The following is a 12,503-nucleotide window of genomic DNA, read 5'->3' as shown; positions in this document are numbered from 1 at the left end:
ACATATTCGCTTTGTGGCAAAACTAAAGCGCTTTTAGCACCCTGTGCCTTGTTATTTCAACGATTTTGTCGGGAATTTTTGCCTCTTTGGATTGGGTTTCTTATACAATTGAAAGAGTCGTTTATTTTAGTTGCGGAGGAATGATGAGGCGTTGGCTTCTGAATTTGGTCAAATGTGAGACCATCCTTATTGTGGCCGCCGTTTTAGCTGTTATTTCTTGTTTTTTCGTTCCGCCTGATGCGCAATATTTTAGTTACATTCACGTAAACACTATTTCTCAACTTGTTTGCTTAATGATGGTTGTTTGCGGATTCCAACGAATAGGCGTTTTTAGAAGCATTGGCGCGAATCTTCTTAGAAGAGTTAGGACTGAGCGCGGATTAGTTCTTGTTCTTATGTCTCTAACGTTTTTCTCGGCAATGCTTATTACTAACGATGTTGCTCTTGTGACTTTTGTTCCTTTTGCGATTTCTGTTTTAATGATGGAGAATGCCGAAAAGCACGCGATTCTTATTGTTACTTTAATGACGATTGGTGCAAACGTTGGAAGCATGCTAACTCCTATTGGCAATGCGCACAATTTGTATCTTAAAGCGCTTACTGGAATGTCTACTGGCGACTTTCTTTCCATTATGGCTCCGTACACGCTTACTGCTGCGATTCTTATGATTGCGTTTGCGTTTGTGTTCTTTAGTTCTAGAAAAGTCGATCAGTTTGAAGGATTGCACGGAGACGACATTGAGCAAGGCGTTTTAGCTCCGCATTCTAAATCACCTAAGCCAGACGAGATTCGCGTTATGGGCTACGGTGTTGGCTTTACTCAATGGCGAGTTGTTATTTACAGCCTTTTGTTTATTTTGTGTTTGTGTGGAGTAGCTGGCTGGATTCCAGACTGGATTATGGTTTTGGCAGTTGTTATTGCCTTTATTGTTTGCGATTCGCATGTGTTCCGCGCTTTGGATTGGGCTTTGCCTCTTACGTTTATAATGTTCTTCATTTTTATTGGAAACATGCGCAGGGTTCCTGGATTTACCGAGATTGCGCAAATGTGGGTTGGCTCTCACCCTATGGAAGTTTCGGTTGTTTCTAGTCAAATGATTAGTAACGTTCCAACAACTATTTTGCTTTCTGGATTCTGCGACCAATGGAAGATGCTTATTATTGGCACTAATCTTGGCGGCATGGGAACGCTTATTGCGTCTATGGCGTCTTTGATTTCGTACAAGAGTATTACGCATAAGTATCCTCATAATAAGGGTCGCTATTTGCTTATGTACACAATTGTGAATCTTCTTTTCTTAGCTGTTTTGATTGGCTTAGCTTGGATTATTGAGTAGTTTCTGGCGTGTCTTTTTAAGAATTATTGTGATTATTTTCACATATTTTTAAGTTATTGACGAATAAAAGACTATTAATTTTCAGATTATATACGATTTTGTTATATTATTTTCTGTTAAATCGCGATTATGCGTAATAATTTTCATTTTATTTGTGATATGCCTAAAAATCACTATAAATTGAATATAACATTATAACAAATTTATGTCTTGGCTTATCCATTATTATGACTTTTGAATTAAATAAATTCGAGCATTCTGGTTTGACTTATTTGACTCAGTTAATTACACTATCTCTCTTGTAATTTTCGTTTCATGCCAAAATGCGCCTAAAAATGTTAACATACAAAATAAGGAGAGAACTGTGAACGGTATTCTTTCTATACTGCTCGATGTTTTCCGTCAACCAGCTGTAATAGTTGCGATGATTTCTTTGATTGGACTTGCAGTTCAAGGCAAAAGTATTTCCAACATTGTACAAGGTTCAATTCGTACAATGGTTGGGTTTTTGGTTTTGGCTGCAGGCTCTGGCGTTGTAACTCAAGCGCTTGATCCATTTGGAAGCATGTTCCAATATGCTTTCCATGTTCAAGGTGTAGTTCCAAACAATGAGGCAATTATTGGAACCGTTCTTTTAAAGTACGGCTCGGAATCTGCTCTCATCTTCTTCTTTGGAATGATTGTAAACATTATTCTTTCTCTAACATCTCGTTTTAAATTCATTTATCTAACTGGTCACGTTGCTTTCTACATGGCTAGTATGATTGCAGTAATCTTCAATGTTGCAGGTTTTAATACTTTAACTCTTATTGTTATTGGTTCTCTTGCACAAGGCTTATTGATTACGATTTCTCCAGCGTTGGTGCAATCGTTTATGCGTAAAGCTTCCGCCAAAGATGACGTAGCTCTTGGTCACCCTGCTAGCAGTGGTGTTCTTATTGGAACTTTAGTTGCAAAGCTTACGCGCTCTAAAAAGCATCCGTCTAAGTCTACTGAAGATATTAAGTTCCCATCTGCTCTTGGATTCTTAAAAGATACAACTGTTTTAATTGCGCTTTCAATGGCAATTATTTACGTTGTAGTTGCTCTTTTTGCAGGTCCAGAATTTATTGAGACTAAGCTTTCTGGCGGCCAGAACTTTATTGTGTTCGTTATTCTTAAAGCAGCAATGTTCTCTGCAGGCGTATTTGTTATTCTTGCAGGCGTTCAAGTTGTTTTAGATGAGATTGTTCCAGCATTTAAGGGAATATCCGAAAAATTGGTTAAAAATGCTAAGCCAGCATTGGATGCTCCTATGACATTCGGTTTTGCTCCAAACGCCGTTCTTATTGGATTCCTTGCAAGCTTTGCAGGTGGAATTGTTGGAATGGTCATTATGGCCTTGGCTGGCACAACAGTTGTTATTCCAGGAATTGTTGCGCACTTTATGGCAGGTGGCGTTACGGGAGTGTTTAGCAATGGTCAAGCGGGTAGAAGAGGATGCGTTATAGGCGGTTTTGTTAATGGCCTTGTTATTACATTCTTGCCTTTGCTTCTTTTGCCTGTTTTGGGAAATCTTGGCTCTGCAAACTCAACCTATTCCGACGCTGACTATGGTGTAGCAGGAGTAATATTTGGCTACTCAAATGTTGCTGGAGGAAGGATTCTGCTTATTGTTGCAATCGCTATTCTATACGTTCTTTTCTATGCGTCGTCAATAATATTGACTCGTTTAGAAAACAAAAAAGTTAAATCGCTAGCAACAAACAATTCTGCTTCTAGCGCGTCGGATTACATATTGGACTAATAAACTGATACTATTAGTTCTATATGTATTCAAAAGCATTTTTGTAAGAATTGTCGTAGAATCATAAGGCTTAAGGATCGTAGGATTTTAGGCAATTCTTACAATTGTTTTTCTAATCATTCTGTTTGGAGAGTGAATTGTGACTGAAGGTGTGCCTAAATATGTAGCAGTGCGCGATAATCTTAGAAAGCGCATTGATTTAATGAAGCCGCAGGAGCAGCTCCCTCCAGAATTAGAATTATGCAAACAATACAACGTTAGTAGAATAACACTTAGGCATGCAGTAGATAGTTTGATACTAGAAGGCTTGCTTGTTAGAATCCAAGGAAAAGGAACTTTTAGAGCAAAGAATATTGTTCATAGCTCTAATCGAGAAGTTATATCAGATAAAATTCAAGGATTCTATCAAAATTATTCCGAAAACAATACAAACGTGCGAATCAAGGTTATTCAAAACAGCATTGTTAAAGACGAGTCGGCTGCGCATAAGCTTGGTTTAGACGAATCAGAAGATTTGATTTGCATAAAGCGACTAAAATACGTTGATAACGTTTTATCAAGTTATATTGTTGTTTATCTTTCGGCATCTAGATTCCCTAAGGTTTTGAATATCGATTTTTCTAAGCAATCAATAGTGAATTTCTTGGAAAGTGATTATGCTGTAAAGCTTTACGAAAATGATTTATTAATTCGCGTTGAACAGTTATGCGACGATATGTCTGAATTTTTGCATGTTGAGCCAAAAACTCCAGCGCTTACTGTTGAGTCGATTGTTAAAGATTCTTTTGGCTCTATAATCGCCTTTGGCGTTGGTATACATACGCCTAATTATGGAGATATTCAGTTTAAGATGCACGTTAGCTCGTGAGTTTTTGTGCTATTTTCTTTCTTTAGAATACAAAAATCCCCGTTGCCAAATGAAATCAATGGTAGCGGGGATTTTTCAAACTCTAATCAATTCGCAATATGCGATTATTAAAGAGCGTTGATTGCTACAGCAAGACCAGACTTGCGGTTTGCAGCCTGATTCTTGTGAATCACGCCACGGCCTGCAGCCTTATCGAGCTTCTGAGAAGCTACTGCAAAAGCGGCCTGTGCGGCAGCCTTGTCACCAGCGGAAATGGCTTCGCGAGTAGCGCGGATAGCAGTCTTCAAAGCAGACTTCACTGCCACGTTACGCTTGTGTGCCTTTTCATTGGTGAGCACGCGCTTTTTCTGCGACTTAATGTTTGCCACTATTACTCCAAACGACGTTTACTATACTAAGGACATACAGTGTGCAAGCATAGCATGGTTTATGGATAAGTGTTTCTAGGCCAGTCAAGTGTTTCTAGGGTAGTCAAGTTGCTAACATTAGTTAGTTGCAATACTTTTCGCATATTTGATTGCTCGTATAGTCTTAAAAGGAGATATTTGCTTTGATTACACCGCATAACCAGCCAGGATTTACGGATCAATCGCTGATACGCAACTTCTGCATTATTGCGCATATAGATCACGGCAAGTCTACTGTAGCAGATCGCATTTTGCAGCTTTCGGGAATTGTGCCAGAGCGCGAGATGCGAGACCGTTTCTTGGATCGCATGGATATTGAGCAAGAGCGCGGAATCACTATTAAATCGCAAGCTGTTCGAGTTCCTTGGGTTTTTGACGGTAAAGAGTATTCGCTTGGAATGATTGATACTCCTGGTCACGTTGATTTTACTTACGAAGTTTCGCGTGCGCTTGCAGCATGCGAAGGTGCGGTTTTGCTTGTGGATGCAACTCAAGGTATTGAAGCGCAGACGCTTTCTAACCTTTATATGGCAATCGAACACGATTTAACGATTATTCCTGTATTAAACAAAATCGATTTACCTAGTGCGGAGCCAGACAAGCATGCAGAAGAAATAGCTGGTTTAATTGGATGCAAGCCTAATGAAGTTTTGCGTGTTTCTGGCAAAACTGGCGAAGGAGTAAAAGATCTTCTCGACCAAATCGTACTGGAAGTGCCATCTCCTAGTGGAAATCCTAATGGAGCTGCTCGCGCGCTTATTTTTGACTCCGTCTACGATTCGTATCGCGGAATCGTAACATATATTCGTATGGTTGATGGCGAGCTTAAATCGCGTGAAAAGCTTCACATGATGGGCATTGGCATGACGCACGATCCTATTGAAATCGGTGTTATTAGCCCAGATATGACTCCAACAAAGGCGCTTGGAGCGGGAGAAGTCGGCTACGTAATTACAGGCGCAAAAGACGTTAGCCAATCTAAAGTTGGCGACACAATTACTAGTGCTGCGCACCCTGCGGCTAAGCCGTTGGAGGGCTACAGAGACCCTAAGCCTATGGTTTACGCAGGTTTGTTCCCAATCGATAACGCGCAATTCCCAGAGCTTAGAGACGCGCTAGATAAGCTAAAACTTAACGATGCTGCTCTTATTTACGAGCCAGAAACGTCTGTTGCGTTGGGCTTTGGTTTCCGTTGCGGATTCTTAGGTCTTTTGCACATGGAGATTGTTTCCGAGCGTTTAAGCCGCGAGTTTGGCTTGGATCTTATTTCAACTGCTCCAAACGTAACTTACGACGTTACAAGCGAAGACGGTACCGAGCATCATGTAACTAATCCTAGCGAGTTCCCAGAAGGCAAAATCAAGCGCATTATTGAGCCAATGGTTGCTGCCGACATTATTGCTCCAAAAGATTTTATTGGTGCGATTATGGACTTGTGCCAAGATCATCGCGGAGAAATGGGCACAATGGAATACATTAGTGCCGACCGCGTGGAAATGCACTACAGGATTCCTCTTGCGGAAATCGTTTTTGACTTCTTCGATCAGCTTAAAAGCCGCACAAAGGGCTACGCTTCTCTTGACTACCACGAAGATGGCGAGCAAGCTTCAGATCTTGTTAAGGTAGATATTCTTATTCAAGGAGATAAGGTCGACGCTTTTAGTGCGATTGTTCACCGAGATAAGGCTTATTCTTACGGCGTTATGATGACTAAGAAGCTTCGCGGACTTATTCCTCGTCAACAGTTTGAGATTCCAATTCAAGCTGCGATTGGCTCGCGTATTATTGCGCGCGAAACGATTAGTGCGCTTAGAAAAGACGTGCTCGCTAAGTGCTACGGTGGCGATATTACGCGTAAGCGCAAGCTTCTAGAAAAGCAGAAGGCTGGTAAGAAGCGCATGAAGATGCTTGGGCACGTTGAGGTTCCGCAAGAAGCGTTTGTTGCAGCTTTGGCTACAGACGATAGCGCAAACGATAGAGACACTAAAGATAAAATTCGCGCTGCGCAAAAATCCGAAGGATGAGGCTTATATTGAATTTTGAATCGAACAATACTAGTGAAGATTCGCGTTCAATCATGCCTTTTGAAGTGTATGTGCATGTGCCATTTTGCTTGCGTAGATGCGGTTACTGCGATTTTAACACGTATACAGCTAGAGATTTGGGAGAAGGCGCAAGCCGAAGTGGGTATGCGGATGTTGCGATTCGCGAGATGCGTCTTGTAAAAAAGTGGCAAGAATTTCACGGTATTTTCGAGCCTAAAGCGCAATCTGTTTTCTTTGGCGGCGGCACACCAACTGTTCTTAAAGCGCAAGATTTAGTGCGAATTTTGCAAGAAATCAGCGAATTATGGGGCATTATGCCTGGTGCGGAAGTCATTACGGAAGCAAACCCAGATACAGCAGACGAGTCTTATATTGAAACGCTTGCAAAAGGCGGATTTACGCGAATATCTTTTGGAATGCAATCGGCTGTGCCGCACGTGCTAAAAACGCTTGACCGCACGCATACGCCAGAAAACGTAGCGCGCGGAATTAAAGCGGCGAACGCTTGTGGCTTGCGTTCGAGTGTTGATTTAATTTATGGCGCGCCAGGGGAGAGCATAGATGATTGGCGAAAGTCTGTAGAAATGGCTTTGAGCTTGGGTGTTAACCACGTTTCCGCGTATGCGCTAACAGTAGAGCCGCGCACAAAAATGGGTCGCCAAATTGCTGCTGGCATAATTCAAGCGCCAGATGACGATGATGAAGCAGCAAAATACGAGTTGGCAGATAGTCTTTTTAGTTCTGCTGGCCTAGAGTGGTATGAGATTTCTAATTGGGCGCGCCCTGGTTTTGAGTCTCGTCACAACCTTGGATATTGGAAGAACATTGATTGGGCTGGGATTGGCCCTGGAGCGCATTCGCATTACAATTCGGCGAGCGGTCTTAGCAAGCAAAGCATGGATGATTGTGCTGTTTTGGCGGATTCAAGCAAGTTTTACAATCTTAGATCTTGGGATATTTTGCATCCAAAACGCTGGGCGCAGGCGATTAATGCAGGAAACGTGCCTTGGCAAAACTACGAGTGCATAAATAGTGAAGATGCGTTAATAGAAGAGGTAATGCTTGGGTTGCGCATTAGGGAAGGACTTAATGTTGATGAATTGTGCGCAAAGATGCGTAAAGCCAATTGCGAATTTGACGATTCGTATTTGCAAAAAGTGCTAATCGAAGTGTGTAAAGAAGATTTGGCAGTGTTGCGCGAAAATCATATTATTGCCACTCAAAAAGGGCGTTTATTAAACGATTTATTAATCGAAAAAATTGTTGACGCGTGCCAAAATGGCTTAGTTATGCGCTAAAATGATTCGTATTGTGTGAAAATTCAATGCAGAAAGGAATCAGTCATGGCAAACCGCAAGGAGCGTAGAGCAAAAGCCAGGCAGAGTCGTAGGGGAATCCCATCTCAATACGATCAGACGAATGGTCGCGGTCGCGGTGGAATGATTGACGAGTACAATTTGCAAGAACATTCAAGAAGACTTCAAGAAAATGGCGTTGATGGATGGAAGCCATCTTCTAGCGTTACGCAAAGCCAGAACAAGATGGAACGCAATATTAAGCGCGCGCAGGCTGGAGACGATACGTGGAATGCTGTTCGCAAGGTTATTGGCGTGTGCTCTTGGGCTGTGCTTTTGCTTTCTGCGTTTGCGTTCTTGGTGATTATGTGGCTGCCGAGCCAACCAATGGTGCTTGTTGTAACGATTGCTGTGTTGTTTGCTTTGGGCGTGTTTGGGCTGTTCTTTAGTTTTAGTAACGCTAAGCAAAATCCGCGCCTAGACGAGCACGGCACTGCGATTTAAGTGTATTTATGTCGATTTAGGTGTGTTTATAAATAAATAAAACTGTTTTTAATAAATTAAGGCGGGCACTTTGGTAACGCAATGTGCTCGCCTTATTTGTTTTTATTTCGATTTGCTATTTCTTAAAAATCTATTCGTTAAATACGTCTGAGTGTGTTCCTGTTCGAGAAAGTACAAGCACTACGTCATCGTTATCTATGCGATATATAAGCAGCCAGTCTGGCTTTATATGGCATTATCGAAATCCTAAATAGTTTCCTGTAAGTGCGTGGTCGCAGTATCTTTCAGCAAGCTTTTCTTGCGATGCAATCATTCGCACTACACTATCTAAGAGTCTTATATCGTATCCTCGTTTTTTGATTCTTTTAAGATCTCTTTTGAATGAATTTAATAATACGACTTTTAGGCTCATTTTAGTGCGTCCTCCAATGCTTCGGTAACATTGTCGTAGCGCTTGTACTCTTCTGGATGCGCTTTCATGTAGTCATATTCCTTAAACGCGGCGATTGTTTCTTTATTGTATTTTGGCTGTTTTAAGTCGAATGGGAGCCCTTCTACCATAAGCGATTTGTGTAAGAACATGTTGATTGCATCGCTTAGAGTTATGCCGAAGCTGGCGAATAGTTCTTCTGCTTGTGCTTTAACTTCTTTTGTAACTCGCACGTTAATGCTTGCGGTTTTTGCTGAGGACTTTGCTGGTGTTGCTGTTGCGGTTGCGCTGATTGCCATAATATGCTCCTTGATTTTATACTTATAATTTTTGCTTCTATAAGTGCGTTAGTTTTTTGACTCGTTAATTTTGTTTGTTTTTGATTTGTTTTTCTAGCTTTTCTAGTTTCGCTAGTTTCGCTAGTTTTTCTAGTTTTTGATATTCAGCTATCAACTTTTATTACATTCTACAATGTATTGCACTGTTTTACAATATGCTATAAACGTTTTACAATATATTACGATTGTATTACATTTACTGCCTGCTGCTCTTGTTACAAGATACGCTTTCTTGCAATGTGTGCGCTTATTTAAGTAGCAAGTCCGTAAGGTTAATCGCCTTAATGCCGTCGTAAGAGTTATAGTGTCAAAATTTGTAAAAATTCAAAGTTTTTGAATCTTTCGTCAAAAACTTTTGTATTTTGGTAACTTTTTGAATTCTGCGTCAAAAACTTTTAGACGTCTGGGTTAAAATCTTTTTGTGAAGCATAAGCAAGTTTCTGTTTTTATGTGTCTTTGTGCGCTAGTTGTTTGGTTAAGCGTTTGTGCTAATCGCAGAGCATAAATTCTATAAAACGAGGCGGGCACTTTGGTAATGCAACGTGCTCGCCTCAATTTTTATGTGTTTTATTTCGTGCGCTATGCTTATAGATTATTTTTTGCTTTTTGCAATAAGCGACGTTAATAGCGTTGTTAGCGCAATTGTTGTAATTATAGACGTTATTGCAACTGCGAGAGAATTGTCTACGCCCGTTCTTGGCAGTGTGTTTTGCATGGCAGTGCCAAGTTTATCTACAACGCTTCTTTTATTTGAATTTGCAGAATCGTTAGTTTGATTTGAATTAGTTGATTCTAGCGATTTTAATTTATTGTTACGCATATTTTGATTATTAACATTCGACTTATCGCTAGCGTTTTCGTGGCTATTGCTTCCATCTTCTGAGCCATTATCTAAGTCGAGAATTGAGCCGCTTTCAGAGTTGTTATTTGGATCCTGTGGATCTTGCGGATCTTGCGTATCCTGCGGATCTTCTGAATCCTCTGGATTTTTGGGATTATCTGGATCATGCGTATCTTGCGGATTGGAATCCTTAGTGTAAACTGCATGCACTGTAATATCGTCTATCACATTTGTTGTGCTTAAGAATCTAGCGCCTTTTCCGTCTGCTTTTGTATTCCACTCCTTAAACGTGTAACCAACTTTAGTAGGATTTGCTGGCATAGACTGATCCTCTAAAGAATCGTTTACAATATTCTTTCCAGCTTCTACTTCAACAATCGCAATAGTTTTTTCTCCGTTTTTAAATGTTACTTTTCTATGCGCAGAATCTTCTACAGGAATAAACTTCCACGTTCCGACTAAAGTAGTGTTTCTATTTACATTTTCAATAGTCGTAACAGGCTCGCCTTGTCCATCAATCTTCCACCCAGCCATTTCGTCAAAAACCCACGTACCAGTCTTCTTAGTGCCATCGCCAACTACTTCTGGATCAGGTTCAAACATCTCATCAGTTGTTTTGCGCAAAGTAGAGTTATCGATAGTGATTGACTTTCCTTTATAAACATCAATCGACTTTAAGGCATATTGCTTACCAATATACTCAGGCAACGTTTGGTTAGTGGTACCACTTTCAAACTTAAAATGAATCTTGTACGGAGCTTCTACAGGCATTTCTACGTTTTCTTTGCCAAATTTAACGTTAAAAGGTATAAGCTTGTTCGAGTCGTATGCTCCAAGTTTTCTATATACGTAATTGATTTTTCCAGATAGTTCGCCTTTTGCTGAGCCTTCAATTTCATAGGTTCTTCCAGCTTGTGCATCTGTGTTAAACCATACAGGAATAAACTTAATTTTTATCTCATCAACTAAAGCATTAATCCTACGTTTAATCTCATCATACGAGTAGGCGTAAGGCTTCATCAGCTGATTGCCTTTGTACCAGTCTTTTAGGTACGCGGTTGCTGTAATAGTATTACCATCTTCTTTTACATCTTTGAGCGCAAAATCACCAAAATTACCTAAAAGCGATGTTGGGTCGTTTCTCACTCCGCCATATTTCTTTGGGTAGTGTTCTGATGGTTTATCAGGAAGTTCTCTACTAGGCGATAACGATATTTCTTTAGGCAACGTAAAGGTGAGTTTAATTGATACGTTTAAATCAGATACGTACACTCTTGAAACGTCGTTAATCTTTGTTTTTAGCCATTCTTCAACGTTTTCTAAAGAGGATTTGAATGGTTGGCTGCTAATTGTAGAGTTTATTTCAAGACCGTCTCTGGTTATAAGAGGAGAGCTGTAATCTTCATACGTAACTTTTTGCGCAGTTCCAGAAAAATAGAATTTTCCGATTGATGTAATGCCCGTGTTTTTATTCTTGTCTGTTAAACCCTTGCTGTAAATAAGCTGATTATAGTCTTGTTTTGTTGTATCAAGAGGATTACTTATTGTAGGCTCACCGCCAAGAAGTGGAATGTTCAGCTCATTAGTAATATAGGTAAATCCAAATCCAGGCACCCACTTTACACCATCTTTTTTGTACAGATTTAAAATGCCTGTACCAGTAATGTTTTTATTTTGAACTTGGTCAAGTGAGCTTTTTTTAAACGAAAAATGAGCAGTTAGCTTTACAGTTTTGGAATCGTTAGAATTAGATAAATTTTCCCACGTGTTTTCGTATAAATCAGCAATAAGCGTGATTGTGTTTTTATGACGAGGAGAGATTTTTGCGCTCGCTGATTTAACGAGTGAAGATTGATTCTCAATGTGTGCATCTTCTTGCCATTCAATAGGTTCAGGCAAAGATAGTGAGTAGCTAAAATCAAGCTTAGCTTTTTCATTTTCGCAAGATTTCATTTGATCCTTAGTTGCTTTAAGAACCTCATTGAATGGAATGTCTAGCGTAAGAGTGCCTGAATAATTAGTAGCGTTGCTGCTGTTTGCGTCTACGATAGCTCCCGACGCGTTTGTTACAGTGATGTTTAGAGAAGCATATTTTCCAACTTCTAACAATGGGCTATTAACGTTTAATCCACCGTAGAATGGCCCAGGAATGTCTTGAGTGTCTTGATTATTTTGAATATTGCTATTGGTGTTTGCAAACGATGCTTTGGAAAATGCAGTTAATGACGATGCGAACAACCCCCCCCCCCAAGGCAAAAATTAGGAAAGAGGTTAGAAATTTTCGTTTCAAGAAGAAAATAGTATGCCCGTGTTTCATTGATTGACTTCTCTCCATATAGATGTGCCCAACTACAATACGAACCAATAGTCTATCATCTTAGCTTTTATTTATGCAATAGTTTATAAGTTCTTTATTCTTGTATGCCTTGTGTTGTATGCCTTGCAATGATTGATATTCTATTAAAAAATGTATTGGGTGGCAAAATGGATGAAACAATAGCTTGGGGAGATAAAAGTACAAAATCTAGCAAAGGCTGATTATACGGATAAACTTATAGAACTTGTGCTGAACGATTGTGCTGAAAGAGAATGATTGAGAAGTTTGTTGTGATTAATCGCAAGTTAATCGCAGAACATAAATCTCATAAATAA

The 12,503-nt window shown here is 40.1% G+C and carries 9 protein-coding genes and 1 pseudogene; 6 read left to right on the top strand and 4 right to left on the bottom strand.

The features are described from left to right. Positions 1–143 precede the first annotated feature (143 nt). The 3 genes from D0T20_RS04235 to D0T20_RS04225 all read left to right on the top strand — a co-directional run bounded on the left by D0T20_RS04235 (position 144) and on the right by D0T20_RS04225 (position 3,991). Positions 144–1,337 carry an SLC13 family permease gene (locus tag D0T20_RS04235; RefSeq protein ID WP_116438477.1) on the top strand — a complete coding sequence of 398 codons (1,194 nt, stop codon included), beginning with the start codon at positions 144–146 and terminating at the stop codon, positions 1,335–1,337. Between the two features lie 364 nt (positions 1,338–1,701). After that, positions 1,702–3,123 carry a PTS ascorbate transporter subunit IIC gene (locus tag D0T20_RS04230; protein WP_016635562.1) on the top strand — a complete coding sequence of 474 codons (1,422 nt, stop codon included), beginning with the start codon at positions 1,702–1,704 and terminating at the stop codon, positions 3,121–3,123. 139 nt (positions 3,124–3,262) lie between these two features. Beyond that, positions 3,263–3,991, top strand: a complete 729-nt coding sequence (locus D0T20_RS04225) for a GntR family transcriptional regulator (RefSeq protein ID WP_016635561.1) — start codon at positions 3,263–3,265, stop codon at positions 3,989–3,991. Between the two features lie 107 nt (positions 3,992–4,098). On the opposite strand, the gene rpsT is transcribed toward D0T20_RS04225, so the two are convergent. Beyond that, positions 4,099–4,359 (bottom strand): 30S ribosomal protein S20, encoded by a 261-nt coding sequence (rpsT, locus tag D0T20_RS04220; RefSeq protein WP_004130697.1) that lies wholly within the window; start codon positions 4,357–4,359, stop codon positions 4,099–4,101. Between the two features lie 182 nt (positions 4,360–4,541). Here rpsT and lepA point away from each other — a divergent pair, with 182 nt between their 5' ends. Genes lepA through D0T20_RS04205 form a run of 3 tightly spaced genes read left to right on the top strand, consistent with a single transcriptional unit; the run spans position 4,542 to position 8,242 of the window. Further along, positions 4,542–6,422, top strand: coding sequence for a translation elongation factor 4 (lepA, locus tag D0T20_RS04215; RefSeq protein WP_116438475.1), 1,881 nt, complete (start codon positions 4,542–4,544; stop codon positions 6,420–6,422). Beyond that, complete coding sequence (gene hemW / locus D0T20_RS04210) at positions 6,419–7,741, top strand: radical SAM family heme chaperone HemW (protein ID WP_162862681.1); 1,323 nt, start codon at positions 6,419–6,421, stop codon at positions 7,739–7,741. The genes lepA and hemW overlap by 4 nt, the downstream gene beginning before the upstream one ends. A gap of 45 nt (positions 7,742–7,786) precedes the next feature. Further along, complete coding sequence (locus tag D0T20_RS04205) at positions 7,787–8,242, top strand: tripartite tricarboxylate transporter TctB family protein (RefSeq protein WP_016808534.1); 456 nt, start codon at positions 7,787–7,789, stop codon at positions 8,240–8,242. A gap of 130 nt (positions 8,243–8,372) precedes the next feature. Here the strand turns inward: D0T20_RS04205 and D0T20_RS04200 are convergent. From D0T20_RS04200 to D0T20_RS06470, 3 genes and pseudogenes are all read right to left on the bottom strand, one after another. Next, a pseudogene (locus D0T20_RS04200) lies at positions 8,373–8,654 on the bottom strand (type II toxin-antitoxin system YafQ family toxin). Then, positions 8,651–8,971, bottom strand: a complete 321-nt coding sequence (locus D0T20_RS04195) for a type II toxin-antitoxin system RelB/DinJ family antitoxin (protein WP_116438474.1) — start codon at positions 8,969–8,971, stop codon at positions 8,651–8,653. Before D0T20_RS04195 ends, D0T20_RS04200 begins: the two are co-directional and overlap by 4 nt. Before the next feature lie 631 nt (positions 8,972–9,602). Continuing rightward, the gene (locus D0T20_RS06470; protein WP_240320595.1) at positions 9,603–12,089 is read right to left on the bottom strand and encodes an InlB B-repeat-containing protein; all 2,487 of its coding nucleotides are present in this window, start codon (positions 12,087–12,089) and stop codon (positions 9,603–9,605) included. Positions 12,090–12,503: the final 414 nt, after the last annotated feature.

It is taken from the genome of Gardnerella piotii, from assembly GCF_003397585.1.
GTDB lineage: Bacteria > Actinomycetota > Actinomycetes > Actinomycetales > Bifidobacteriaceae > Bifidobacterium > Bifidobacterium piotii.
Note: the sequence above shows the minus strand (reverse complement) of the source record. Positions and strands in the feature narration are given on the sequence as shown.

What these genes read in the sequence shown, in the direction of transcription:
- D0T20_RS04205 (WP_016808534.1), top strand. Translation starts at nt 7,787, where the DNA reads ATGGCAAACCGCAAGGAGCGTAGAGCAAAAGCCAGGCAGAGTCGTAGG.
- D0T20_RS04235 (WP_116438477.1), top strand. Translation starts at nt 144, where the DNA reads ATGAGGCGTTGGCTTCTGAATTTGGTCAAATGTGAGACCATCCTTATT.
- hemW (WP_162862681.1), top strand. Translation starts at nt 6,419, where the DNA reads ATGAGGCTTATATTGAATTTTGAATCGAACAATACTAGTGAAGATTCG.
- D0T20_RS04195 (WP_116438474.1), bottom strand. Translation starts at nt 8,971, where the DNA reads ATGGCAATCAGCGCAACCGCAACAGCAACACCAGCAAAGTCCTCAGCA.